The organism is Gluconacetobacter johannae (assembly GCF_014174305.1).
GTDB lineage: Bacteria > Pseudomonadota > Alphaproteobacteria > Acetobacterales > Acetobacteraceae > Gluconacetobacter > Gluconacetobacter johannae.
Window position 1 is genome coordinate 38,819 of sequence record NZ_JABEQH010000009.1, and the last position, 25,653, is coordinate 64,471.

Consider the following 25,653-nt stretch of genomic DNA (forward strand, 5'->3'; position numbering starts at 1 on the left):
CTCAGAACCCCAGGCTGAACAGGATATTGACGATCATCACCATCATAATTCCGCGCGCGAAGCCGCGCGGCATGATCGTGGCGACGGTGTCATCCTGGCTGACCAGCAGCCCGGTCATGCACGCCCCCAGCCCGACGAAGAACCCGACCAGGATGAATTTCAGCGGAATGACCAGAAAATCCCATGCCGACATCGCCGTCAGCACATCGGAGAAGAACGTCCAGACCGACATGTTCATCGCCCCGGTCGCATGGGTCACGATGAAGCCCATCAGCAGGGAAATCACGGCGAAGATGATCCCCAGCGTGAAACCGCCCACCGTGAAGGCGAAGGTCCGGGGCATCACCAGCACCAGGAACGGGTCGATGCCCTGCGCCTGCATGGCGCGGATCTGCCCCCCCAGGGTCAGCAGGCCGATTTCGGTCAGCGACAGCATGCCGCTGCGGCCCAGCAGGATGATGCCGACCAGCACGGGGGCGATTTCACGCACCAGCACCGACACCAGGATCGACCCCGTCATCTGCGCCATGCCCGCGAAGCCCAGCCAGTACGCGGCCTGCGACACCACCGTCAGGCCGGCCAGCGTGGCGGTGAACACGGTGCTGAGAAACCCGCCGGCCACCACCTGGCGCAGGCTGAGCCGGAATTCGTAGCGGACGGTCCGGCGCCACGAATTGGGCCGCACGCTTTCGCGCAGCACACCCCATCCGGCGCCGACCAGGACCAGCGCGAAACGGACCTGATGGCGCGTGATGCGCCCGATCCACGCCAGGGGGGGCCTGGCCCGGCCACGCCAGGCCACGATCCGGCGCCGGATCGACCCGCCCGGCGCTCCGTCCGGCGCATCCTGCCCCGGCTGCGTGGCGGCCCCATCCGCCATCACCGCCGCCCTGCCAGGACATAGGTGCGGGTCATCCCCGCCTGCGGCACGAAGAACCGCCCCCGTTCCCGGAACAGGAAACGCTGCCGCAGGATCAGGTAGACCTCCTCGGTCACCTGGATGGTGCCGACGTCCGGCGCCCCCTGCGCCATCATCTCGGCCATGCCGATGGCATCGCCCCACAGGTTGAAGACCTTCGGGTCCTGTCCCAGCAACCCACCGAACACCGGCCCCACATCAATTCCCATGCGGAAGACCGGCTCCATGTCCGCCTTGGCCAGCATCGACAGCGACGCCTCGCGCATCGCCAGCGCGGCATTGGCCATGCGCTCGGCAGCGCCGGGGTCGGGCGTGCGGGAACATCCCGCGACGCAGACCAGCCGGTGGCCCAGCATCTTGATCGAATACAGGCCGTATTGACGCGCCACGCTCTGCAACTGCGTGGCCAGGCCCTCCACCAGCGCCAGGACGCTCGCCGGGTCCCTGTGCGACGACGTAATCATGTCCGAGAACGTGATGACCATGACGGCCACCGCCGGAAACAGCCCCTCGGGCACCGTGCCCGCCGTCCCGTCCAGCGACCCCGGCGGGACCAGGAACCCATCCCCGAACGCATGGTCCGCCTCCTCGGGCCGGGGCTCGCTGGCCAGTTCGTCGGCCGCCGCCGCCACCGCGCTATAATGCTGGGCCGCGAAGCGCGCCGCCACCACGCCCGCCATCATCGTCACGAAATGCGGCACCAGCCCCACGCGCGGCGCGTCCTCCAGCGTTATCACGCCGACCGGCCCCGACGCCCCCACGACCGGGGCCAGGAACAGCCCCCGGCTGCCGAAGGTCCGCATAAACAGGCGGTAGAAATTGGCCGTGCGCGGATCGGCTCCGGCATCATCCACGCTGATGGCGTCCCCATGCGCCACCGCATCGAAAAAGGCGGTAAGGTCGTTGCGCGACAGTTCGAACCCGCCGGAATGGGCGTCATGCCGCGAATCGTAGCTGTCCACGCACAGCAAGGTCGCCCCGTCATGCATGATCCGCCAGATCGCCGCCCGCCGCGCGGACGCCAGCTCGGCTAGGCTGCGCGTCAGGATCAGGGCTTCGTCCGTCGGGTTGAACAGGTCGGGATAGGCCGCGACCCGCTGGAGGACCTGGCTTTCATATCCGGAAATGGCCTGGAAACGCTCCAGCTCCCGCGTCACATGGTCGGTCCGGCGGCCCTGGCGGAACAGCAGCGCGCCCAGCAGCGTCGCCAGCAGCACGATCAGCAACGAGAACAGAAGGTTCTGCCGGCCATCCACCATCGCGAAACCGGCGAAATCGCTTTCGGGCGCGACCAGCAGCAACACCCATTTCTGCGCCGTCGCCGGCAGCGCCGCCGCGATGGTGACGAAATTGCGCTTGCGGCTGCGGACCGTGTGCGGGCCATAGCCCTCGACCCGATAGGCGTCGAAGGCCCCGGCCAGGACCGGATAGGTCTTCGGGTCGATCGTCATCTTCGACGGGTCCCACCCCGCCGCCTTCGCGATGTCGGTCATACGGCGTCCGGCCAGCAGGTGCCCGTCCTGGTCCACGATCAGGGCATGGCCGTTCTGCCCGATCTTCAGCGAATCGAGGAAATTGGTCAGTTCGTTCATCGACAGGTTGATCGCGAAGACATATTTGCGACCATTCAGCCCCTGATAGGCGATCGAGGCGGTGATAATCATCTGCCCGGTCTGCGCGATCAGGTAGGGCGCGCTCCAGAACAGCTGGCCCGACTGCATCGCCCCCGTATACCACGGACGGGTGCGCGGATCGTAATTCGCCGCCGTGTTGCTCTCGGTCCGCAGCGGCTTGCTCTGCGCGTCGAAGAACTGGTGCGTGAACTGTGCCCCGGCCCCTTCGCCGGTCAGTTCGGTGGTTTCCAGCCCCTTGCCGTTGGGGTCGCGTTCGATCAGGCTGAAATGGCCGTCGGTATCCGCAAGATAGAAGGAATGGATCTGCGGCACGTGCCGCAACATGCTGCCGCCATAGGCATTGAAGATCTTCCGGACTGCGGCCTCCGGCCCATGTTCCAGCATGTCCCGCGCAATGACCGCCCCGGACGACGCGGGGGCCAGGTACTCGCCCACTTCCTGCGCGATATAGTTCTGCTGGCTGGTCAGCAGGTCATGGGTCAGGCCCAGCGCGCCGCTGCGAATCGTGCGGTAGGAATGAAGGCCGATTCCCGCGATGACCGCGATGACCAGGACGACGCCCAGGACGGGCACCCCGACATGGAGCAGGAAGCGCCTGACCCGATCCGAATGGGCGGCGGCGGGATCCACAATCTCGTCAGCGGCCAATGATATCTTCCCGGTCTGGTAGCGATACCACCCCACCATAGGACGCACCCGTCCGGGGTGCCACCCTCAGGCCGGCTTTTGGCGCAGCGGCTCAACCCGTCCAGATCGGCTCCTTGATCTTCTCCAGGAAGCGCGCATGCGCGGCCAGTTCGTCGGCTGTCGGCATCACCGGGCGCGGCGTGCGCTGGGCGGCATGGTCGTAGGTATAGGACACCTGGGCGGTACCCGCATCCTGCACCGCCAGCCCCAGCCCGCGCTGGCGGCCACCCATCAGTTCCAGATAGACCTCGGCCAGCAGGCGGCAATCCAGCAGGGCGTTATGGGTGGTGCGGGCCGACAGGTCGATGGAAAAGCGCCGGCACAGCGCATCGAGGCTGTTCGGCAGGCCCGGATAGCGTTCGCGCGCGATGTCCAGCGTATCGACCATGCGCTCCAGCGACAGCGGCGGCCGCTGCACGCGCTTCAGTTCGGCGTTCAGGAAGCCGAAATCGAACCGCGCATTATGGGCGATCAGCGCATCTTCCCCGATGAACTCCAGGAAGCCGTCGGCGATGTCGGCGAATTTCGGCTTGCCCTCCAGATCCGCCAGCGTGATGCCGTGCACCCGCGACGCCTCCTCGGGGATATCGCGCTCGGGGTGGACCAGCACATGGTAATGCTGGCCGGTCGGCAGGTCGCCGACCAGCTCCAGCGCCGCGATTTCGATCACCCGGTCGCCTCGGGCGGGGTCCAGGCCGGTGGTCTCGGTATCGAACAGGATCGACCGTTTCATCCGCTATTCCCCCTTGCGTCTGCATGTTCGCGGGTCGTCCGCCCGGCGCAGCCGCGCGATCAGGCGCCTGACCCGGCGCGTGGTGTCGGCACGCGACAGGCCGGTCAGGATCACGTCGTCGGCGCGCCGACGCTTCTCGCGGTCCGGCATCTGCCGCGCGATGACCGCCTTGACCTGCTCCGGCGCCATGTTGCGCCGGCGGCGGACACGATAGGCCTGCACATCCACGGGCGCCGAGACGACCACCACCCGGTCGCACGCCCGATCGCCGCCCGTTTCAAACAGCAACGGCACGTCCAGCACCGCCCAGCAATGGCCCGACCGCCGCGCCCGGGCCAGGAAGCGCGCACGTTCCTGGCGCACCAGCGGATGGATGATCCCCTCCAGCCCCGCCAACAGGGCCGGGTCGCCGATGACCGCCCGGCGCAGGGCCGCGCGGTCCAGCACACCATTCGTGACCGAGCTGGGCACCAGGCGGGCAATGGCCGGCAGGGCCCGCCCGCCCGGCGCCTGCACCGCATGGACCACGGCATCGGCGTCGAACACCGGAAATCCCGCCCCCCGCAGCAGGCGCGCCACGGTCGATTTTCCCATCCCGATCCCGCCGGTCAGGCCCAGCACCCGCATGTCAGCCCGCCAGGTCGGCGTCGAGCAGCGCCTGCAGTTCGGCATCCACCACCGGATCGACGCCGAACCATTCCCGAAAGCCCAGCCGCGCCTGATGCAGCAGCATGCCCAGCCCGTCCACCGTCGGCAGCCCACGCGCCCGCGCCGCGCGCAGCAGCGGGGTCATGCGCGGGACATAGACGATGTCGCAGACGGCCATGCCGTCCGGCGCGCGCGCCAGGCTGGGCGCGAACAGGTCGTCCGGCCCGCCATGCATGCCCAGCGAGGTCGTGTTCACCAGCGCCGCGTAGGCCGGCAGGCTGTCTTCCCACCGCGCCCAGTCCATGACCGTGATGCCGTCCAGCATTCCGGCCAGCGCCTCGGCCCGGCCGCGGGTCCGGTTGGCGACGGCGACCGGCACGCCCCGGTCCAGCAGGCTGGCCGCAATGGCCCGCGCGGCCCCCCCGGCCCCCAGCAGCAGGACGGGACCCCGCGCCACGTCGATGCCGTGCGCTTCCAGATTGGCGACGAACCCGTCGCCATCCGTCGAATGCGCCTCGATCCGTCCGTCGGCGGCGAACACCAGCGTGTTGACCGACCCCGACCGCAGGGCCGACCGGTGCAGGGTGTCGGCGATCGCGAACGCCGCCTCCTTGTGCGGGATGGTCACGTTGGCGCCCCGGAATCCGGCGGCCTGCAGGCCCCGGACGGCAGTCTCGAACTGTCCGGGCCGGACCGGCAGGGGCACGTACGCCCCGTCGATGCCATGCCGCGCCAGCCAGAAATTATGCAGCAGGGGCGAACGGGAATGTGCGACCGGCCAGCCGATGACACCGGCCAGCATCGTGCGGCCGGTCAGGGTGGGGCGCGCGCTCATGCGGTGTGACAGGCCCAGGCCTGGGGCAGCACCCGGGCCAGGCGGTCCGCCCATTCGCGCTGGCCGCGCGCGTCCGCCACCAGATCCTGCCGGATTTCCAGTTCCACATAGGCAAGGCCGTTGCGCTCGGCATGGACGGGAATCGTGTAGTCGCTGCCGTCGGTCAAGGCATAAGGCTCATTGTCGCCGACCAGCAGGCCGCCTTCCTCCTCCAGCAACGACTTGACGATCAGGCCGAAGCGCGGGGCGCGGTTGTGCAGGACCCCGGCATGCCAGGGCCGGGGCACGCCATCCATGTCCGGCGTGAAGCTGTGCAGGGCCACCACCACCGTCGGCCGCCCGTGCCGCGCCGCCAGTTCGTCGGCGATGCGCGCGTGATAGGGACGGAAGATCTCGTCCACGCGCCGGGCGACGTCGGCCGCATCCAGGTCCAGGTTGGCCGGCACGTCGGTCCCGTCACTGGTCCGCACGACAGAGGTCGGATGGCCCGGCGCCCGGTTGCAGTCGATCACCAGCCGCGAATAGACCTGCTCGATCAGGATCGTGTCCAGCCGCTCGGCCAGCAGGCGCCCCATGCCCGCCATGCCGATGTCCCAGGCGATGTGCCGGTCCCAGTCCGGCCCCGGCACGCCCAGGTCGCCCAGGCCGGACGGCACCGCACGGCCCGCATGGTCGCTGAGCAGCAGGAACGGCGACGCGCCCGATCGCCCATGGACGCCGACCGGCGCCGGGTCGCGGGGGCCCAGCAGCGTCCCCGACGGCAGGCCGCCGTCACGCGGCGGGTCATCCTGTCGCATCGCTTCATTCCTCACGTGCATTCCATCCTGCCACTGGCTTTAGCGTGCCCGCCTGCCGCGCGAAAGCTGTCCGCGCGCCTACGCGCCGCCGGCCAGGCGGCGAATCCGTTCCTCGGCCCCGGCCTCGTCCCAGAGGACTGGCCCCACGACGCGCAGCACCTCGCGCCCCTGGCGATCGACCAGCAGGCTCAGCGGCACCCCCTCCTCGCGCAGGGCGGTGGGGATCTGCATCTGCGGGTCGCACAGCACCGGAAGCCCCGCGATGGCCCGCGCCTTGTAGAACCGGCGCACCGTCGCCGCCCCGCCCCGGTCGACGGACACCGGCAGCACCGCGATGTCGCCCGTCGCCGGCAATCGCGCGGCCAGACGCGACAGGGCCGGCATTTCGGCCACGCAGGGCTGGCACCAGGTGGCCCAGAGGTTCAGGATCACGATCCGTCCACGCCAGTCGGCCAGATGCCGCGCCGCACCGCCTTCGTCCGTGAAGTCGATGGCCGGAAGCGGGGCCGGCGCGTGCCCGCGCAGGGCCGACAGCGAGACGGGCGCCAGTTCGTCCGCCGCCCGCGCGCCGGACGGTGCGAGGATGGAATTGCACCCGAGCCATGCGGCCAGTAGGGTGCCGCCGTTCGCGAGCAGGGCGCGGCGATCAACGGGTGTCGACAGGGTCTGGGGCATGGAATGTCTGTGAACGAAAAAAGCAGCGCAGGGAACGGCGAAAACAACGCGGGCCGCGACGCGGCGCAGGCCAACGCCCAGTGGGGCGGACGGTTCGCGGGCGGGCCGTCGGCGATCATGCAGGAAATAAATGCCTCGATCGGGTTCGACAAGGCATTGTGGCGGCAGGATATCGCGGGGTCGCTGGCCCATGCCGCCATGCTGGCCCGGACCGGCATCATCTCGACGCAGGACGAGGCCGAAATCCGCCAGGGCCTGACCGAAATCGGGCAGGAAATCGAATCCGGGCGTTTCGTCTTCAGCACCGCGCTGGAAGACATCCACATGAATATCGAGGCGCGCCTGTCCGAGCGCATCGGCGAGGCCGGCAAGCGCCTGCATACCGCCCGGTCGCGCAACGACCAGGTGGCGACCGATTTCCGCCTGTGGGTCCGCGACGCCATCGACGGGCTGGACGCGCAGGTCGCGGCCCTGATGCGCGCCCTGTGCCGCCGCGCGCAGGAGCATGCCGCCGACCCCATGCCCGGCTTCACCCACCTGCAGACCGCCCAGCCCGTGACCTTCGGCCATCATTTGATGGCCTATGTCGAGATGCTGGCCCGCGATCGCGGGCGCCTGGCCGACACCCGCCGCCGCCTGAACGAATGCCCCCTGGGGTCGGCGGCGCTGGCCGGCACGTCCTTCCCGATCGACCGGCGGATGACCGCCGCCACCCTGGGGTTCGACCGGCCGACCGCCAATTCGCTGGACGCGGTGTCCGATCGCGATTTCGCCCTGGAATATCTGTCGGCCCTGTCGATCATGGGCATGCACCTGTCGCGCCTGTCCGAGGAAATCGTGATCTGGTGCTCGGCCCCGTTCGCCTTCGTCCGCCTGTCCGACGCCTTCACGACCGGCTCGTCGATCATGCCGCAGAAGCGCAACCCCGACGCCGCCGAACTGGTCCGCGCCAAGATCGGCCGCGTCAGCGGCGCGCTGGTCGGGCTGCTGACCGTCATGAAGGGCCTGCCGCTGGCCTATGCCAAGGACATGCAGGAAGACAAGGAACCGGTCTTCGCCGCGACCGACGCCGCCGCCCTGTCGCTGGCGGCCTGTGACGGCATGATCCGCGACCTCGCGGCCAATACCGATCGGATGCGCGCTTATGCCGGGTCGGGCTATTCGACCGCGACCGACCTGGCCGACTGGCTGGTCCGGGTGCTGAAACTGCCGTTCCGCACCGCCCATCATGTGACCGGGCGGCTGGTCGGCCTGGCCGAGAGCCGGGGCGTCGATCTGGCGCAACTGTCGCTTGCCGACATGCAGGCCGAGGAACCCGGCATCACCCAGAACATCTTCTCGGTCCTGACGGTCGAGGCCTCGATCGCGTCGCGCACCAGCGAAGGCGGCACCGCCGCCGGCAACGTCCGCGCACAGGCAACACGTTGGCTGGCGGAACTGGAGGGCGCAGCATGAGCCCGATCCGCGCCAGGACCGGACTGGGCGCCCTGCTGCTGCTGGCGGCCCTGGCCACCAGCCTTGCCGCCTGCGGCAAGAAGGGCCCGCCCGAGGCCCCCGGCCCGGCCTCGAAAATGACCTTCCCCCGCACCTATCCGGCGCCGGACTGAAAGAGAAGGTCGGGCGCTGCCCGAACCCGGCAAGGGCCTCGGCCCTTGCCTTCGCCCACCCGAACGGCCCGCACAATCAGAACGGCTTCAGCAGCCGGTCCAGATAGTCCAGTTCCTCGCGCGGACGGGTCCGGTCGGAATCGCGGCGACGCAGTTCCTGCTCGATCTCGCGCGCCCGCTCGCGCGAGATCGTGTCCGGCACATGGGTGTCGGCGTCCAGACCATCCTTGCCCTCGCCGGTCTTGCGGCCCAGCGGGTCCTGATCGCCTTTCGCGGCGTCTTCGGACTCCGCGTCATCCTCCGGCGTCCCCGTCCCGCCCGATCCCGATCCGGTCGCGAAACCGGGGAAGAAGCTTCCGGCCCCGCCGCCCGAGCCTTTCATGGACTGGCGCATCTGCTGGCCAGTCTTCTGCAGGTCGGCCAGCGCCTTGCGCTGGGCGTCGGCGGCCACGCCGTCATGCCCGTCCGTCAGGGCGGTGCGGGCCTCCTTCATCGCGCCTTCGGCGTCGGCGAAGCCCGAGGGCGCCTTGCCCGTCAGCCCCTTGAATTCCTGACCCAGTTCGCCGAGCGCGCGCCCCAGCGCGTGCTGCACCGCCCGGTCGGCATGCTGGCCGTCGGTTTCTTCCGGTCCCGGCGGCTGCTGCTCCGCCTGCCCGGCCTGAGCCGGCGGCGTACCCTGCCCGGCCGGGGCGGCCGACCCGTCCGGCATCTCGGGCGACGGATTCAGGCCAAGCTGGCGCAACAATTCCGCCGTCGGCATCGTGGACAGATCGCCATCCGCCCCCTCGCCCCGCACCGCCCGGCGCGTCGCGTCCTGCTGTTCCCGCAGGCGGCGGGCACGGTCCAGGCGTGCCTGGCTGCGATCGAGCAGGCCCGATTGCCGCCGGATCAGATCCTGCAGCGCCTCCCCCTGTTCCTTTGCCTGCTGCCGCGCCTGCATCTGCCGCGCCAGATTGGCCATGTCCTGCGGCGTCGCGTTACGCATCCGCTCCAGCATGTCCTCCATCTGCTGCAGTTTCTGCATGGCGTCGGCCGAACGGCCGTTCCGGGCATCGTCCTGCATCTGCTGCATCATGCGCGACAGGGCGCGGTCGCCATCCTGGGTCAGGCCCGGCAGGTTGGGGATGGCGGTATGGGCCTGCAACGCCTGCTGCGCCAGCGCCTGCATCCGGCGCATGATGGCCTGGCGCAACGTCTCCATCCGCCGCTGCAACTCGGCCTGCTCGCCGGCCGACTGTCCCTGGTCGCCCAGTTGCCGCATGTGGTTCAACTGCGCGGCCACGGCCTCCTGCGCCGCGCGCACATCCAGCGAGGCCTGCGCGCCGGCGCGATCGCCCTGCCGGTTATCCTCGATATCCAGGGCGAGGTACCACAATTGCCCCACCGCCCCGTCCACCGCGTCCCGATCCGGCATGTCGTGACTGTCCATCTGCGCGGCGGCGCTGGCCAGGTTCAGCACCATGCCGGCATTCGTCTGGAACGGGCCCGGCGTCTCGCCCAGCGCCGTCAGGTCGGCCGCCCCGTCGAACCGGCTCTCCCGCCCGATGGCGACGCGCCTGCGGACATCGAGGACCGCCTTGGCCACCGGGCTGCGGAACAGCCTGGCCCCGAGGCGGAACCGCGCTTCGGGGCTTTGGCCGACGCGGCCGCTGGTACTGGTCGCCACCAGCCGCCCGACGACCTCCTCGCCCGCCCATGGGTCGGCCGACAGGTCGGGCGTCGCCGTCCCGGTGACTTCCTTCGGGTGGCCATCGACCGGGATCGGGACGTTCAGGACCCGGACCGGAACGCCGTCACCACCATGGACCAGGCGCAGTTCCGCCCGCAGCGCGGCAATGCCATAGGCCTGGCGGGCGGCATAAGGCAGGCGCGTGCGCCATTCCCCCCGTCCGCCGCCGGCCCCCGCCCCCCACGCCACGGACGGCGCGGCATCGGGCAGGACCGTGACATTCCACCGGCTGAGCGACCGTCCCCGCCCGCGCAGGGTCAGCGACGCGCTGCCCAGCAGGGGGACATCCACCGACCAGCTTCCGGAACCGAGCGGCCGAAACCGGTCCGGCCCGACGGCCGGCCCGCCCCCGGTGGCGGAGGCGCGCAGGTCCGGCCGGCTACGCAGGTCGGTGACGCTGATGCTCAGGACCGCGCCCTGCGGCACCGTCGCCTGCCCCGCCCGGTCGTCGAGAAAGACCGGCGCGCCCGGCGCGTAGGCCGGCATGGTGATCCATGCCTGGATATGCGGCCGGGGCGCGCCGGGGGCATCCAGGCCGGGCCAGAACGCGGACGCCAGCCGCCCGGGCGCATCACCGCCCGCCCACAGCAGCGCCAGCAGCAGGGCCGGCACCAGCACGAAGCCGATCCGCAAGGGGTCATGCGCCGTCAGCGACAGGCGCGGCCAGCCGGCCCGCAGGGCGCCGATCCCCTGTCCGGTACGCTCGACATGCAGGCGCCATAGGGCCCGCTGCCCCGCCCCGTCTTCCGCCGGCCGGTCCCCAAGGGTCTGGAGCGGACGGTGCGCCAGGCCCGACGCCTGTTCGATGCGCCGGTCGCCCCCCTCCGCCGTCGGAGCCGGCACCCGCCGACCCCGCCACCAGACCCAGCCGACGGCCCCGCCGGCCAGCACGGCCAGCAGCACGGCATGGACGATGTCGGGAAGACCCTGCGGCAGCCCCAGCAGGCCGGCAATCATGTAGGCGGCCAGCAGGCCGAGCACGGGCAGGACGACCGGCCACACCCCTTCGATCCACAGGACGTTGCGCGCACGGTGCCGCGCTGCCGCCAGCCTGACCGGAAAAGCGGTCAGCGCCGCCCCGGACGGCGCCGGCCTCTCCTGCGGATGAGCGGTCCCGCCCGCCATGAATCGCTCAATCGCCGGCCGGGGCCGGCCCGACCCAGTCCGGAACCCGGTCGGCCGCCCACAGGGCCTCGACCGGCTGCCGGTCGCGGATAATGGTCCAGCGGCCGCCGTCCACCAGAACCTGCGCCGCCATGGGACGCGCGTTATAGGTCGAACTCATGACCATGCCGTAGGCCCCGGTATCCAGCAGCGCCACCCTGGCCCCATCCTCCAGGCGTGGCAGGGTACGCCCCTGGCCGAACGAATCCGCGCTTTCGCAGACGGGCCCCACGACGTTCACGCTTTCGACCGGCTGCACGGCGTCACGGGCGGACAGCGGCAGGATGCCGTGCCAGGCATCGTACAGGCTGGGCCGCATCAGGTCGTTCATCGCCGCATCCAGGATGAGGAACGGCGGTCGACCGTCAAACCCCGCCTTACGCAGGATCACGCGCGACAGCAGGACGCCGGTCGGCCCGACCAGCCAGCGCCCCGGCTCGATCGCCAGACGCACGTCCAGTTCGCCCAGTTCCGCCCGGATCGCCCCGGCCAGGGCCGCCGGCGACCCCTCGATCTCGTCGCGCTGGCAGATCCCCAGGCCCCCGCCACAATCCACCAGCTCCACCGGCAGGCCACGCGCCCGCACCGCGCGGACCAGACCGGCGACCCGGGCGAACGCGGCGCGATAAGGCGCCATGGCGACGATCTGGCTACCGATATGCAACGAGAAGCCCAACGGCAGCAGGCCGGGCAAGTCCACCGCCCGGGCATACAGGTCCGCCGCGTGGGCGTAGGGAATGCCGAACTTGTTGGTCGACAGGCCGGTGGTGATCTTTTCGTGCGTCCCGGCATCGACATCGGGATTGACGCGCAGAGTGATTCGCGCGGTCCGCCCCGCCGCCACCGCCAGCGCGGACAGGATCTCCAGTTCCTCGGCGCTTTCGACCGCGACATGGGCGATGCCCTCGGCCAGGGCCAGGCGCAGTTCGTCCGCCGTCTTGCCGACGCCGGAGAACACGATGCGCGACGCCGGAACCCCGGCGGCGCGCGCACGGCGCAGTTCCCCACCGCTGACCACGTCGGCGCCGGCCCCTTCGGCCGCCAGGATCTGCAGGATCGCCAGATGGTCGTTCGCCTTCACGGCGAAATAGATGGAGGGCGTCAGGCCGGCGTCGCGCATGGCGCCCGCCAGGCGACGGTAGCGCGCGCGCAGGGTCGCCGCCCCCATCACCCAGGTCGGCGTGCCAACGGCATCCGCGATGGCGTTGAGGGGAACGTCCTCGAGCACCAGGCCGTCGAGCGCGTGCATCGACAGGTGCGGACGGGCGGCCAGCAGGTCTCCGACAGTCGGATCCGGCCCCGCGAGCGGAGAAGTCAGGTCAGCCATCCCGTCAGGATACCGGCTCGCGACCCCGCTTCCAAGGTCTTAGTGTCCGGCCGGGAACGTCTTGAATCAGTGAATAATTCGATTCTGCCGGAGCGATTCGCGTCGTCCTGCCCGCTTCCGGCGACGATGACGCAACTCCCAGCCGCATAACCGAGCCGTTCATACCGAGGGTTCCATCGCGAAGGCAAAAAAGCGCCCCCCCAGAAAGGACGTCATGGTGTATACCGCAATACCGGTAATCTGGGCGGTATAGATGCCGATCCCCATTTCAGTATGGGTGAAGACGACCACGCTCAGATTGACCAGATAGGCGATCAGGGCAACGAGGCTCCACCGCAGAAAGCCTTTCTTCCAGCATCCTGCATGGCGGAAGGTCCATAACCGATTGAGGCTGAAGCTGATGACGTAGCCGGCCATGTAGCCAAGGAAATTGGCGACGCGGTAATCCGCCCCGGCATAGGAAATCAGCATAAAGATCAGGAGCAGACCAAACAGGGTATTGCCTGCGCCTACAAACAGGAATCTGGCAAGCTCGCCGAGCCTGAGATACAGGTCTGACCTGGCATGTCCGTTATTCATGAATTCAGTCTATCTGATTATTTGTTCAAAATAACAGCAATCGAAAGACCGAAGGGAAGGTTGCCATGTGGGAGGATTTTTTTTTCGAACGAGAAAATTTTCAGTAAAATTTTATTCGTCGTCGGCGCGGGCATCGTGCTGTCGTCGCTTGTGTCACCTGTCATATTCTTGATGATACGCACGGCCGCGGCCAGCGGGAAAAGCAGCGTGTTGAAATAGGAACAGCGCTCGACCCTGAAGCCGAGCCTCCTTGCCAGAGCCAGTAATTGTGCCTTGTTATATCTGCGTTTATGATGGTTTTTGACGTCATGATTGGACCACATCCAGCTATAGGCCGGAACGGTCAGGAACAGACGGCCATCGGGCTTCAGCAGGTTCGCCACCGCTCGTAAACAGCCTGCGTCATCGTCCAGATGCTCCAACACATCAAACATGACGACCAGATCCGCCTCCCCCGGCCTGAACGGGAGATCCGGCAGCATGCCGTCGCAAACGTCGAAGCCACGGCTGATGGCGAATTGTCGGCCGAAACTATTGGGCTCCATCCCTACGACGTCGCCGTACGCGGACAACATCGTCAGGTTTCCGCCTGTTCCCGACCCAAGCTCTATAATTTTCAGTTTCTTTTTTTCTCCTATCTTCTTCAGAAAAGAAGAAATAATCTTGCGACGACCAACATACCACCAATGATTTTCTTCCATGGAAGCCATGGATGTGTACATGTCCGCGTCCATGTTCTACGAATCTCTTTCACTTGTCGTGATATTGAAGGATTCTTGTAAAAAACGGCGATCGGTCTTCACGTATCAGAAAATACTGATCCGCGCCGGGCCTCCCGGCGACGGACCTGAACGCGTCAGGTTCCCATAACCGAGCCTCGATCGGCAACATGGAAATTGTCCTGGCCTCTGCCAGCGAAGCGCTCTGAAAAACCCGCCTCTGTCATTCCACCCGCCCCTCCGGTACATCTGGCGCACAGCACAGGAGAGACGACAATGACCGACGACCCGCTGATCGAGGCCGCCGTGGCGGTTCGCGCCAATGCCTACGCCCCCTATTCCCGCTTTCATGTGGGGGCCGCGCTACGCAGCGCCGATGGACGCATCTTCGCCGGCTGCAATACCGAGAACGCGGCCTACCCCGAAGGCATCTGCGCCGAAGGCGGGGCGATCTCGGCCATGATCGCGGCCGGACAACGCCGGATCACGGACATCGTCATCAGCGGCGGCGGCGAAAAAGCCTGCGCGCCCTGCGGCGGCTGCCGCCAGAAAATCCGCGAATTCGGCGCCCCCGACCTGAGGGTCCGCATGGTGGGTGCGACGGGACAGGTCCTTCTGGTCCGCACCTTGGCCGAACTGCTGCCCGATGCGTTCGGTCCGGACGATCTTGCGTAATCGCGGCATCTTCTCCGCCCCGATCCGCCTCAGCTCAACGGGACCATGGCCTCCCTGCGCTCCCGTTTTTCAGGAACCGTTTCAGTCTTCAGACGGTCGCGTATTCTAGCACTCATCCTCCGCTCCAACCCGCCGTAGCGCAGATTCAGCATTGCCGTGCCGCCCCCCACTGTCGGCACGGCGATGGTATTATTCAGTGAATGCCGAATGTATTCTTTACTTGCCAGATGCACGATGCCGACAGGCGGGTGCGGATAAAACAGATTCACCAGCCGATCTGATTTTTCATCCAGCAGCCAGGGGCCGAGATAGTTATGCCCGTTGTCCAGAAACGTCACCCCCGCCCCGTCGATGTAGACCGTCAACGCAACGGCAAGCTGGTCCTGGGTGAAGATGACCCCCCCTCGCGCAATAATCGTCTTCTGCCATTTTCGAAACATATCCCAATGTGGGGCATCCCGCCGCAAGCAGAACACGCCCGTATTCAGAAGTGCCTTCACCCCTATACGCTTACGGATGGAAAAGGGGAGCCGAGCCCTGGTCGCGCTCTTGTACAGAAACGACCTGACCTGCATCCACCCCGGCATGATCCATCGCACAGCCAGAATATCGGTCATCTTCGCCCCGATTTCCGGCACGATCGCAATAGTTCCCGTCGCGGCGGCCCCAAACAGACGTTCAATCGCCGCGACATCCTGTACCCAGGCATCCGCATCAATCCATAATAGGAGATCGAATTCGGGCAGAAGCCGGTCCAGCCACAGCTTCGAGATATTGATCGCCAGGTTCGGACGGCGTGTCAGCGAGGCTTTGGAAAAGAAATCCGGCACAAAGGGCGTCACCGTGCTGACCCCCATGGAATGGAACCAGGCAACATGCTCTGCGGACAGCCCGGCATCAAGTACGATTATAGAAAAATCAATGTCGCAATTTCGCAAAGATGAGACTAATTCACGGGTCAATTCAAAATAATTATCATCACACCCCGTGACAACAGCACGCCTATACACCACAAAGTCTCTCCCGGACAATTCCCGACCGACAACCTTGTGTTGACTCAATTATATTCTCCTGTCTATCCGGCCAGCAGCATCGCAGACCATACGCCTTGAGTTCTCGGGATCTGTTGAGGACGGTTTCGGGAAGGAATCATCCCCGCTGACATGGAATCCCGGACATTCCCGCGGCAGGCAATACAGGCTCCTGTATGGACAAGGAACTTATCCGGCCCTCGACGGAAGACCAATCCAAAACCAGGCGTTCTGAAGTCATTCTCGGAACGAGCCGGAAATATATTTCATCCTTGATGAATGAATAATCGCTGACACAAACACGATCTTAGTGCCTGTGGGGCTTCGCCCTCGTCCTTTTCCTCATACCTGATGCGCGACAGGGGATCAGAACAGAAACGGCCGGCGGATGCGGCGTTCGCCGTCGATGTCGCGCGAGGCCGCCAGTCCCCACCCCACCATCAGGAACACCCATCCCGCCGTCCGCACGGTGAACAATGCGCTATTGGAAGCGACCGGCCACAGCAGAACGCAACAGGTGACAAACAGCATGGCCTGCTGCGGCGCTTCCGCAGGGGCCAGGGCCCGCATCATCCGCCCCAGCCACATCGCGACCAGCACCACGAAACAGGCCAGCCCGAGTAGTCCCGCAGTCGTCGCGACTTCCAGATAGAAGTTATGCGGATGGATATTGCACCCGCTTGCGATGTCCCGCGCCGCCAGGGGCCAGCCGAACGGGGCCAGACCATGGACATAGGCCGGATTGGCGCAGAAATCGCGAAACCCGTCGAACCCCATGCCCAGCCATGGATGATGCCGTATCATCACCGCCGCCCGAAGATAGATCTGGCCATAGGGCGTGTTGGGAAAGTCCTTCATTTGCGCCAGGAAATGCACCACCAGCTTCGCATAGGCCGGCGGCGACAGGACCGGCAGCAGGCAAAGCCCCACCACCCCCGCCAGGGCCGCCGCAACGACCGGCCATCTTGTCCAGCGGACGATCAACGCCATAATCACCAGTCCCAGCCCAAACAACAGGCTGGGCATCCTTTGCCCGATCAGGATCATCGTCAGGACAAGGAATGCTATGCCGGCGGCGCCCGACAGCTTCCGCCCCCATTCCCGGGCCTCCAGGCGACGGACGGCGTAGATCATCAGGCCGGGAAAGACCACGATCTGCAACGCGACACCGGCACGGGGCTTGTAGAACGGCCCGGTCAGCGCTCCATCCATCCAGCGCGGATAGCCCCAGATATTCCGGCCCACCAGATATTGCTGCCAGCATTCAACGACGATCCAGACCGCCGCCACACCGACCACCAGCCCCAGCCAGCGCCGCGACCGCGCGTCGCGCAGCACCCAATGCTCCAGCGCGGCAGCGAACAGAAAAAATCGGCCAATAACAAGAGATTCCGAAACAGAATGGGCGGATCCGTTCACGATCGACGACAGCACAGCCAGCGCCCAGAACAGCATCGCGACGGGGAACCAGCCCCGACGCCACCAGGCGCCATCCCGCGTCATCGCGCAATGCGCCAGGAACAGGATCCCGACCCCCGAAATGATACCGTCGGAAATCGCACGCCCACGCAACTGAAAGAACGGCAGGGTCAGGGTCATCGTGAGCGCCAGCCAGCCAATGAACCGATCGACCGTCCTGCCCCGCAATTTCGTCTTCTCCACGATCACTCCACAGACACGACCCAGACAAGCTGGCGATTCCGCCCAGTCTGCCGCATCACCATCATTCTGTTCGGACACATGAACGTCAGTTGAACCCGGCCCCGGCTACGCCGTTACATATCGTAATAATAATCACGCGAGCACATCATGGGACGTTTACTGATCGCCATCATCGGTACCATTCGCATGAACCGCCTTCACTATAGAGAATGAAGGATTTCGACATGACAAGGCCGGGCACATTGCCCGATCTTCGGAAGCAGCGCATGGCGGTACAGGCGCTGATCCGACCGATAGCCTCTGTCGTCGATATTCGAATGTTCGGAAAGGAAACTGGCGGAGGGGATGGGATTCGAACCCACGGTACGGCTTGACACCGTACAACGGTTTAGCAAACCGCCGCCTTCAGCCACTCGGCCACCCCTCCGCCGAAGAGCGTGTTTTTCACACGGCGTTTGCAGCGCTGCTTGTAGACCGTCACCACAGCGCCGTCAAACCCGAAACCCGCCCCGACCGGCCAGTTACAGAACTTTCTTCAGGGCCGCGTTCACCAGTGCCGGATTCCCCTTGCCGGCCATGGCTTTCATGACCTGACCGACGAAGAATCCGAACAATTTATCCTTGCCGGACCGGTATTCGGCCAGCTTGTCCTGGTTCGCATCCAGCACCGCCTGCACGGCGGCGTCGATCGCGCCGGTGTCGGTGACCTGCCGCAGGCCCCGGCGCTCGACCACGGCGGCCGCCGATTCGCCGCTCTCCAGCATGTCCTCGAACACCTCCTTGGCGATCTTGCCGTTGATCGTCCCGTCGGTAATCAGGTCCAGCATGCCGCCCAGCCCCTCGGCGGTGATGGGGCTGTCCTGGATGGTCCGGCCGGTGCGGTTCAGGGCGGCAAAGAAATCGCCGATCACCCAATTGGCCGCCAGGCGCGGGTCGCGGCCCCGGGCCACCGTCTCGTAGAAATCGGCCGTCGCCTGTTCGGCCACCAGCACGCCGGCGTCGTAGCGCGGAATGCCATATTCGTCCTGGAACCTCTGGCGCTTGGCGTCGGGCAGTTCCGGCAGGGCGGCATCCAGCGATTCGACCCAGGCTTCCTCGACCACCAGCGGCAACAGGTCCGGATCGGGGAAATAGCGATAGTCGTGCGCGTCTTCCTTGCTGCGTAGCGACCGCGTCTCGCCGCGCGCCGGATCGAACAGGCGGGTTTCCTGATCGACCGATCCGCCGCTCTCCCAGATCTCCACCTGGCGGGCGGCCTCGATTTCGATCGCCTGCATCACGTAGCGAATCGAGTTCACGTTCTTGATCTCGCAGCGGGTACGGAACGGCTCGCCGGCCTTGCGGACGGACACGTTCACGTCGGCGCGCATGGAGCCTTCCTCCATATTGCCGTCGCACGTGCCCAGATAACGCAGGATCATACGCAGCTTGCGTAGATAGGCCCCGGCTTCCTCGGGCATGCGGATATCGGGTTCACTGACGATTTCCATCAGCGCGACGCCCGCGCGATTCAGGTCGATGAAGGAGCGCGTGGGGTCCTGGTCATGCATCGACTTGCCGGCATCCTGCTCCAGATGCAGGCGGGTGATGCCGATGGTCCGGATCGACCCGTCGGCCAGTTCGATCTCCACCGCGCCCTCGCCGACGATCGGATGGGTGAACTGGCTGATCTGGTAGCCCGTCGGCAGATCGGCGTAGAAATAGTTCTTGCGGTCGAATCGGCTCTCGAGGTTGATGCGCGCCTTCAGCCCCAGCCCGGTGCGGACCGCCTGCGCCACGCATTCGCGGTTGATGACCGGCAGCATGCCGGGAAAACCCGCGTCCACCAGGCTGACATGCGTGTTCGGCTCGCCGCCATAGGAGGCCGAGGCACCGGAAAACAGCTTGGACTGGCTGATGACCTGGGCATGGACTTCCAGCCCGACGACCAGTTCCCAGGGGCCGGTCCGCCCTTCGATCACATAGCTCATCACACCACCTCCGCACGGACCGCCGGACGGTGCGTGAAGGACGCCGCCCGTTCGATGGCGCTGGCGGCCGCCAGGACCGATTCCTCGTCGAACGACCGGCCGATGATCTGCAGGCCCAGCGGCAGCCCGCTGGCGCTCAGCCCCGCCGGGACCGACATCGCGGGCACGCCGGCCATGCTGGCCGGGACGGTGAATACGTCGTTCAGATACATCTGCACCGGATCGTCCATCTTTTCCCCCTGCGCGAAGGCCGGGGACGGCGCCGTCGGCGTCAGCAGCACGTCGACCTGCTGGAACGCACGCTCGAAATCCCGCCGGATCAGGTTCCGCACCTTCTGCGCCCGCAGGTAATACGCATCGTAATATCCGGCCGACAGGACGTAGGTTCCCATCATGATCCGCCGGCGGACCTCCGCCCCGAATCCGGCGCGCCGGGTCGCCTCGTACTGCTCGTCCAGCGACGGGGCCGGCACCCGGCGTCCGAAGCGCACGCCGTCATAGCGCGCCAGGTTCGACGAACATTCGGCCGGCGCCACGATATAATAGGTCGCCAGGCCGTACTTGGTGTAGGGCAGCGACACCTCGACGATCTCGCATCCCGCGTCGCGCAGCCAGGCGATGCCCTTGTCCCACGCGGCCTCGATTTCCGCCGGCATGCCCGCCACGCGGTATTCGGCGGGAATGCCCACCTTCATGCCCTTCAGGTCGCGGCCGCAGGCGGCGCGGTAATCGGGCACCGGGCAATCGACGCTGGTGCTGTCGCGGGGGTCGAACCCCGCCATCGACTGCAGCAGGATGGCGCAATCCTCGACCGTGCGGGCCATCGGCCCCGCCTGGTCCAGGGAACTGGCGAAGGCGATGGTGCCCCAGCGGCTGCACCGCCCATAGGTCGGCTTGATGCCCGCGATTCCGCAATAGGACGCCGGCTGGCGGATCGAACCGCCGGTGTCGGTGCCCGTGGCCCCCATCACCAGGCTGGCCGCTACCGCCGCCGCCGACCCGCCGGACGAACCGCCGGGAACCAGGACGGTGTCCGCGTCGCCCGCGCGCTTCCACGGATTTTCCACCGCGCCGAAAGCCGAATTGATGTTGGCCGAACCCATCGCGAATTCGTCCAGGTTGGTCTTGCCCGCGAACACCGCGCCGTCGCGCAGCAGGTTCGCCGTCACCGTGCTTTCATACGGCGGCACGAAATTTTCCAGCATCCGGCTGGCGGCCGTCGTCCGCACCCCGTCGGTGCAGAACAGGTCCTTGATGCCCAGCGGAATGCCCGTCAGCGGCGCGGCCTCGCCCTTGGCCAGCACGGCGTCCGCGCGACGCGCGGCGTCCATCGCCTGGTCCGCCGTCACGGTAATGAAGGCGTTCAGCCGCCCGTTCAGCCGTTCGATGGCGGCAACATGCGCGCCGACCAGTTCGACCGCCGAGAAATCGCGCCGTTTCAACCCGGCCTGGGCCGCGGCGATCGTCAGTTCGGTCAGCATCATTCCACCACCTTCGGCACGGTATAAAACGGCCCCGCCGCATCCGGCGCGTTGGACAGGACGGCGTCGCGCGCGTCCCCGTCCGTCACCACGTCGTCGCGCATGCGTAACGCCGCATGCCCGGTGCCCACCATCGGTTCCACACCGTCGATGTCGACCTCGTTCAACTGCTCGATCCAGCCGAGAATTCCGTTGAGTTCGCCCTGAAGGGCATGCAGGTCGGATTCGTCGATTCCTATCCGTGCCAGTCTGGCGATACGACGGACGGTCGCGGGATCAAGCGACATGAAGCATAACTTTCCATCATGACTTGGGGGGAATAACCTGCCGGGCAGGACAACGCGCGGACCATAGACCCAGACATGCCCCTGTTCAACATGCACCAGATCCGCGCCCAACTGGGCCGCGACCAGCGCCTGCTGGGCCTCGACCCCGGCCAGAAGACGATCGGCCTGGCCCTGTCGGACGTCTCGCTGATACTGGCATCGCCTTATGGCACGCTGCGGCGCGGCAAGCTGTCCGCCATGGCGGTGGAAATCCGCCGCATCGCCGCGCGCGAGGATGTGGGCGCCCTGGTGTCGGGCCTGCCGCTGTCCCTGGACGGCAGCTTCGGGCCGGCGGCCCAGGCGGCGCGCGACTGGATGATATCCCTGTCCGAGCAGACCGGCCTGCCCGCCGCGATGTGGGACGAACGCCTGTCGTCCAGCGCCGTCAACCGGATGCTGGTGCAGGATGCCGACGTCAGCCGCCGGCGCCGCGCCGAACTGGTGGACAAGCTGGCGGCGTCCTACATGCTGCAGGGCGCGCTGGACGCGACCGCATCCTGACGCCGCCGCACGCGCCGGCGCGGCAGGGTGACATGGATCTGTTTTTCAGGAAGAAGGCCGAAGGATGGTGGGCGCAACAGGGATTGAACCTGTGACCCCTACCATGTCAAGGTAGTGCTCTACCGCTGAGCTATGCGCCCATCCGTTCGGTGAACAGGCTTCTAGCCGGGCTGGCGGCGTTGTGCAACCCGTCCGTGCGGAAAAAATGAAATCATCCCTCCGTTTTGACGAAGCGCCTGATAACATGGGATAACTTCCCGAAATGGTTGCCAGTTCTGCCCTGGATGACGCCCACCCCGCGCCATTTGTGGTGACGCCGCCGCGCGCGGCGGCGCTGCCCCTGGTGGTCGCCTCGCCGCATTCCGGACGCGCCTATCCGGACGCCTTCCTTGCGATGTCGCGCCTGGACCGCGCCATTCTGCGCCGCAGCGAAGATTTCCATGTCGACGAGTTGCTGGACCGGGCGCCGGACCTGGGGGCCAGCCTGATCTGCGCGATCTTTCCGCGCATCTATTGCGATCCCAACCGCGAGGCATGGGAACTGGACCCCACGATGTTCAGCGACCCCTTGCCCGACGGGTGCAACAGCACGACCCCCCGGGTCCGCGCGGGGCTGGGGACCATCCCGCGCCTGTCGGCCACCGGCGCGCCGGTCTATCGCGGGCGCCTCCCGTTCGCCGAGGCACGCGAACGGATCCGCACATGCTGGGCGCCCTACCACGCCGCCCTGTCGGCGCTGATCGACGCGGCAGTCGCCGCCCAGGGCGTCTGCCTGCTGGTCGATTGCCATTCCATGCCCGGCCCGGCGGGTCGCAACGCGCCGGATTTCATCCTGGGCGACGCCTGGGGCACGTCATGCGCGCCGGCTATCACCGCCGCCGCCGAAACCGCCCTGCGCGCACGGGGGTTTGGCGCCTGCCGCAACACCCCCTACGCCGGGGGCTACGTCACACGCCATTACGGCCGCCCCCGCGAAGGGGTACACGCCTTGCAGGTCGAGATCAGCCGCGCGCTGTACATGGACGAGGCGCGGCTGGAAAAGGGCGACGGATTCGCCGTGATCCGGGCCGTGCTGACCGGCCTGCTGCGCGACCTGGCGGCGGCAACGGAACAGCTGGTCCGCGACAGGGCCCCCACCCTGTCGTCCTGAGAAGCTCCGACGTGGCGGTCAGCCCGCCTTCGGCGGCTCGCCCGACGGGGTCTGCCGATCCACGGCGGCGGGCAGGAACTGCGCCAGCGCCGGCAGGATGGTCGATGCCGGCAACCCGGTCCGGTCCGCCAGCGCCTGCACCTGCTGGCTGGACAGGATCGAGCGCAATTCGTCGGCCGAAATCGGCAAATTCTGGCCGCTCCCGATCCACGACCTGACCTTGTCCCCCAGACCGGCCTGTTCGGCCTGGGCCATCAGGCTGGAAATCCCCTGCGCCGACGTCAGTTCGGCCAGGTGCTGATGCAGCTTGTCCGTCAGTCCGGTGCTGTCGGCCAGTTCCGTTACCTTGTTGAGCAGTCCGTCGAATATTCCGGGCATTGTTCACCTGGCCTTTCCTGGTCGCATTCCCTGTGACAGGGCCATTATGGAGCAGCCCGCCGGGAATCAGGACAAAAAAAAAGCGGTGCCGAGGCACCGCCAAGTTTAGGGAGGAAACGTCCAAGAAGCAGCTGCACATCGCAACACTGCAACTCCCCGATAGGAGCCTCAATCACATTTAAGTGTCAAGAAAATAGTACCCCGTCCCGTCATCACCGCCATAGGCGCCGACTGGCGAACGACGCGACGCGCAGGAAATTCGTAATGGTCAGTGGGGAGGATCTGAGGGGATGGGAGGCAGGAAAATCCCCCTGCTCTCAGCGGGCGGCACGATCAGCCGCCCGACGATCCGGATGGTGGGTGCGACAGGGATTGAACCTGTGACCCCCGCCGTGTGAAGGCGATGCTCTACCGCTGAGCTACGCACCCATCCGATGTCGTTGCGGCCCTCTTAATGGATCTCCCCCCCCTTCGCAAGGGGCCTCATGATCCATTCTTCGCCCTCAGAAGCCGAACATGTGATCGAGGGAAAACCCCCCGTCGTCGCGCATGACGCCATGATAGCCGAACAGGCGGCACGTCGTGTCCCGGATCATGACATAGCCCCCCACACCGGCCTGCTCGACCGCCGTCGCCCCGAACAGCAGATGCGGCCACACCATCGCGGATCCCGAACAGGCGATCTCCAGCCGCGATTCGGCAATGGCCCGGCCCGTCTGGTCGTGCAGGGTCAGGACGGTGCGCGACTGCGGCCGCCATGCGGCGGACGCCGGATAGATCAGGCAGCAGAAGGCGTGCCCCAATCCGTTCCCGCCCTTGAGGAACAGGCGCGTGGTCAGGCCCGGCGGCGGCCCGGAATAGGATTGCGGCTCGCCCCGATAGGTCATGACGGTGTTGAAGATGTGCGCGCCGAAACTGGTCTCCGCCGCATGGCCGCCGTCGCGAGCCTGGAATCGCACCAGCGCGTGCAGCCACCCGTCAGCCTCGCCGCCGTCGCGGAAATCATAGACCAGTTCGGCATGTCCCTCGGGCACGCCCAATTGCGCCAGGTCCAAGGCCAGACCGTGGTCGCGCGGCAGGCAACCCAGGAATTTCCGCCCCGTGAGGTTCCCTGCCCTGTCGAAACAATCGAGGCGCAGCGGCAGGGTCGCCTGCGATTCGGCCATCGGCACCGGCTGCACGATCGTGTGGAACCGCGCGGGGTTCAGGATCGGGAACGGCAGCAGAAAGCCGCGCCCCAGCGACTCGGGCAGGTTCGCAATTCCGGGGTCGGGGCGCAGGTCGGCGCGTTCGACATTCAAATGGGCGATACGGGTCCGGCCCGCCGACATCACTTCGTAACGGGGACGGACGACATGACGGCCGGAGCGGAGTTCGATCTGCGCCGGCCAGGCCAGGTCCGGCAGGCAGTCGGCAACCCGGATCGCCGCCGTCTGGTACGGCCCGACTTCGCGCATGATCGGGACAGGGCGATCGTCGCCCATGCGATTCAGGCTCATCGCGCCAGACGGGATGGGCACCGCGTGGCTGTTCTGCACCCACAGGACGACATCCTCCCCCGCGTCGGGGGCCGGCAGGTTGGCATAGCGGTCGGACGGCCAGGCATTGGCGTCGTGCGTGACCGACAGGCTCTGGTTGCCGTCCGTGCCGTAGGTGTCCAGCGCATATTTCACCACGTCATGCCCCGCAACGCCGATGGCGTGCACGAACAATTGCCCGGTGAAGGCCGGCAGGCCGAATCGTGCCCGCACCGCCTGGCTGTCGATGACGATGCTGCCGTCGTCGGCCACGTCCTGTTCCCACGTCGCCAGCACCTGCCCGTCCGCGTCGAACAGCCGCAGCCACAGCCGCACCGCCCGCGCGCCATAGCGCGACCAGTAATTCGCGCTGACCAGCCGGGTGGACAGCCCGTCCTGGTCGCGGAAGAACGCATGGTTGGTGGCGAAATTCAGCCGGTCCAGATACCGGCCGCCCACCGTCAGCATCCGGTCGGGCAGGCGCAGCGAGGCCAGCGACAGGAACCGCGCGCCGGGCGGCAGCAGATGGGCGATACGGTCATGAATCCGCCCGCCGTCGAAGGTGGCAGCCAGCACGACGGCGACCGGCGCGCGCGCAAGGTCGATCAGCGCCCGCGCCGCGCCGAACGGGGTCGGCTGCCCCACCAGGGCGACATCATGGACATACAGCCCCTCGACCGGGCCAAGATCGGGGCCGAGCGCCCGCACCATGGCGAACATCCCCTCCGGATCGTAGACCGCGACTGGCCCCAGAGCGCGCGCCTCCGCCGCCAGCGACGACAGGGCCTCGGCCGCCAGCGGATGCGCCAGCGCCTTGTAGAGAACATTGCCGCCCGCCTGGGCGTCGTAGGTACGGATGTCCAGCATGGGCCATTCATACCGCAGAATGCCGCAACCAGAAATCGTGCC

At 66.9% G+C, this 25,653-nt stretch carries 23 protein-coding genes and 3 tRNA genes; 5 read left to right on the forward strand and 21 right to left on the reverse strand.

Going from position 1 to position 25,653, the window contains the following annotated elements:
* Position 1: 1 nt before the first annotated feature.
* The 7 genes from HLH21_RS07950 to HLH21_RS07980 all read right to left on the reverse strand — a co-directional run bounded on the left by HLH21_RS07950 (position 2) and on the right by HLH21_RS07980 (position 6,928).
* Positions 2–880, reverse strand: a complete 879-nt coding sequence (locus HLH21_RS07950; RefSeq protein ID WP_182943069.1) for an MlaE family ABC transporter permease — start codon at positions 878–880, stop codon at positions 2–4.
* The gene (locus HLH21_RS07955; protein ID WP_182943071.1) at positions 880–3,201 is read right to left on the reverse strand and encodes an adenylate/guanylate cyclase domain-containing protein; all 2,322 of its coding nucleotides are present in this window, start codon (positions 3,199–3,201) and stop codon (positions 880–882) included. The genes HLH21_RS07950 and HLH21_RS07955 overlap by 1 nt, the downstream gene beginning before the upstream one ends.
* A 91-nt stretch (positions 3,202–3,292) precedes the next feature.
* A complete protein-coding gene (gene dnaQ, locus HLH21_RS07960) occupies positions 3,293–3,973 on the reverse strand; it encodes a DNA polymerase III subunit epsilon (RefSeq protein ID WP_182943073.1) in 681 nt (226 codons plus the stop codon).
* 3 nt (positions 3,974–3,976) lie between these two features.
* Positions 3,977–4,600, reverse strand: coding sequence for a dephospho-CoA kinase (gene coaE, locus HLH21_RS07965; protein WP_182943075.1), 624 nt, complete (start codon positions 4,598–4,600; stop codon positions 3,977–3,979).
* A 1-nt stretch (position 4,601) separates the two neighbouring features.
* Positions 4,602–5,456: a shikimate dehydrogenase gene (locus tag HLH21_RS07970; RefSeq protein ID WP_182943077.1), complete on the reverse strand. Its 855-nt coding sequence runs from the start codon at positions 5,454–5,456 to the stop codon at positions 4,602–4,604.
* Positions 5,453–6,253, reverse strand: coding sequence for an N-formylglutamate amidohydrolase (locus HLH21_RS07975; RefSeq protein WP_182943079.1), 801 nt, complete (start codon positions 6,251–6,253; stop codon positions 5,453–5,455). Before HLH21_RS07975 ends, HLH21_RS07970 begins: the two co-directional genes overlap by 4 nt.
* 78 nt (positions 6,254–6,331) lie before the next feature.
* Complete coding sequence (locus HLH21_RS07980; RefSeq protein ID WP_182943081.1) at positions 6,332–6,928, reverse strand: TlpA family protein disulfide reductase; 597 nt, start codon at positions 6,926–6,928, stop codon at positions 6,332–6,334.
* A gap of 3 nt (positions 6,929–6,931) precedes the next feature.
* Here HLH21_RS07980 and argH point away from each other — a divergent pair, with 3 nt between their 5' ends.
* Positions 6,932–8,383: an argininosuccinate lyase gene (gene argH, locus HLH21_RS07985; protein ID WP_182943083.1), complete on the forward strand. Its 1,452-nt coding sequence runs from the start codon at positions 6,932–6,934 to the stop codon at positions 8,381–8,383.
* Complete coding sequence (locus HLH21_RS07990; protein ID WP_182943085.1) at positions 8,380–8,535, forward strand: lipoprotein; 156 nt, start codon at positions 8,380–8,382, stop codon at positions 8,533–8,535. The genes argH and HLH21_RS07990 overlap by 4 nt, the downstream gene beginning before the upstream one ends.
* Positions 8,536–8,611: 76 nt before the next feature.
* On the opposite strand, the gene HLH21_RS07995 is transcribed toward HLH21_RS07990, so the two are convergent.
* The 4 genes from HLH21_RS07995 to HLH21_RS08010 form a co-directional block, all read right to left on the reverse strand.
* On the reverse strand, positions 8,612–11,389 hold the full coding sequence (locus HLH21_RS07995; protein ID WP_182943087.1) for a DUF4175 domain-containing protein: 2,778 nt from the start codon (positions 11,387–11,389) through the stop codon (positions 8,612–8,614).
* Between the two features lie 7 nt (positions 11,390–11,396).
* Positions 11,397–12,755 carry a diaminopimelate decarboxylase gene (lysA, locus tag HLH21_RS08000; protein WP_182943089.1) on the reverse strand — a complete coding sequence of 453 codons (1,359 nt, stop codon included), beginning with the start codon at positions 12,753–12,755 and terminating at the stop codon, positions 11,397–11,399.
* A gap of 159 nt (positions 12,756–12,914) precedes the next feature.
* Positions 12,915–13,334 (reverse strand): GtrA family protein, encoded by a 420-nt coding sequence (locus HLH21_RS08005; protein WP_182943091.1) that lies wholly within the window; start codon positions 13,332–13,334, stop codon positions 12,915–12,917.
* Between the two features lie 17 nt (positions 13,335–13,351).
* Positions 13,352–14,044: a class I SAM-dependent methyltransferase gene (locus HLH21_RS08010; protein WP_182943093.1), complete on the reverse strand. Its 693-nt coding sequence runs from the start codon at positions 14,042–14,044 to the stop codon at positions 13,352–13,354.
* A 285-nt stretch (positions 14,045–14,329) separates the two neighbouring features.
* On the opposite strand from HLH21_RS08010, the gene HLH21_RS08015 reads away from it, so the two are divergent.
* A complete protein-coding gene (locus tag HLH21_RS08015) occupies positions 14,330–14,728 on the forward strand; it encodes a cytidine deaminase (RefSeq protein WP_182943095.1) in 399 nt (132 codons plus the stop codon).
* A gap of 29 nt (positions 14,729–14,757) precedes the next feature.
* On the opposite strand, the gene HLH21_RS08020 is transcribed toward HLH21_RS08015, so the two are convergent.
* The 6 genes from HLH21_RS08020 to gatC form a co-directional block, all read right to left on the reverse strand.
* Positions 14,758–15,789 carry a glycosyltransferase family protein gene (locus HLH21_RS08020; protein ID WP_246379413.1) on the reverse strand — a complete coding sequence of 344 codons (1,032 nt, stop codon included), beginning with the start codon at positions 15,787–15,789 and terminating at the stop codon, positions 14,758–14,760.
* 336 nt (positions 15,790–16,125) lie between these two features.
* On the reverse strand, positions 16,126–17,421 hold the full coding sequence (locus HLH21_RS08025) for an O-antigen ligase family protein (protein WP_264811619.1): 1,296 nt from the start codon (positions 17,419–17,421) through the stop codon (positions 16,126–16,128).
* Positions 17,422–17,755: 334 nt separating this feature from the next.
* A tRNA-Ser gene (locus tag HLH21_RS08030) sits at positions 17,756–17,848 on the reverse strand.
* 94 nt (positions 17,849–17,942) lie between these two features.
* Complete coding sequence (gene gatB, locus HLH21_RS08035) at positions 17,943–19,391, reverse strand: Asp-tRNA(Asn)/Glu-tRNA(Gln) amidotransferase subunit GatB (RefSeq protein WP_182943097.1); 1,449 nt, start codon at positions 19,389–19,391, stop codon at positions 17,943–17,945.
* A complete protein-coding gene (gene gatA / locus HLH21_RS08040; protein WP_182943099.1) occupies positions 19,391–20,875 on the reverse strand; it encodes an Asp-tRNA(Asn)/Glu-tRNA(Gln) amidotransferase subunit GatA in 1,485 nt (494 codons plus the stop codon). Before gatA ends, gatB begins: the two co-directional genes overlap by 1 nt.
* Complete coding sequence (gene gatC / locus HLH21_RS08045; RefSeq protein ID WP_182943100.1) at positions 20,872–21,159, reverse strand: Asp-tRNA(Asn)/Glu-tRNA(Gln) amidotransferase subunit GatC; 288 nt, start codon at positions 21,157–21,159, stop codon at positions 20,872–20,874. The genes gatA and gatC overlap by 4 nt, the downstream gene beginning before the upstream one ends.
* Before the next feature lie 75 nt (positions 21,160–21,234).
* Between gatC and ruvX the strand changes: the two genes are divergently transcribed.
* Complete coding sequence (ruvX, locus tag HLH21_RS08050; RefSeq protein WP_182943102.1) at positions 21,235–21,699, forward strand: Holliday junction resolvase RuvX; 465 nt, start codon at positions 21,235–21,237, stop codon at positions 21,697–21,699.
* A gap of 65 nt (positions 21,700–21,764) precedes the next feature.
* Here the strand turns inward: ruvX and HLH21_RS08055 are convergent.
* Positions 21,765–21,839 (reverse strand) — tRNA-Val (locus tag HLH21_RS08055).
* A gap of 122 nt (positions 21,840–21,961) precedes the next feature.
* On the opposite strand from HLH21_RS08055, the gene HLH21_RS08060 reads away from it, so the two are divergent.
* The gene (locus tag HLH21_RS08060) at positions 21,962–22,849 is read left to right on the forward strand and encodes an N-formylglutamate amidohydrolase (RefSeq protein WP_182943104.1); all 888 of its coding nucleotides are present in this window, start codon (positions 21,962–21,964) and stop codon (positions 22,847–22,849) included.
* Between the two features lie 18 nt (positions 22,850–22,867).
* Here HLH21_RS08060 and HLH21_RS08065 read toward each other — a convergent pair whose 3' ends face one another.
* The 3 genes from HLH21_RS08065 to HLH21_RS08075 all read right to left on the reverse strand — a co-directional run bounded on the left by HLH21_RS08065 (position 22,868) and on the right by HLH21_RS08075 (position 25,611).
* Positions 22,868–23,227 carry a YidB family protein gene (locus tag HLH21_RS08065; RefSeq protein ID WP_182943106.1) on the reverse strand — a complete coding sequence of 120 codons (360 nt, stop codon included), beginning with the start codon at positions 23,225–23,227 and terminating at the stop codon, positions 22,868–22,870.
* 354 nt (positions 23,228–23,581) lie between these two features.
* Positions 23,582–23,656: transfer RNA gene (locus HLH21_RS08070), tRNA-Val, on the reverse strand.
* Positions 23,657–23,730: 74 nt separating this feature from the next.
* Positions 23,731–25,611: a hypothetical protein gene (locus tag HLH21_RS08075; protein ID WP_182943108.1), complete on the reverse strand. Its 1,881-nt coding sequence runs from the start codon at positions 25,609–25,611 to the stop codon at positions 23,731–23,733.
* Between the last annotated feature and the right edge of the window lie 42 nt (positions 25,612–25,653).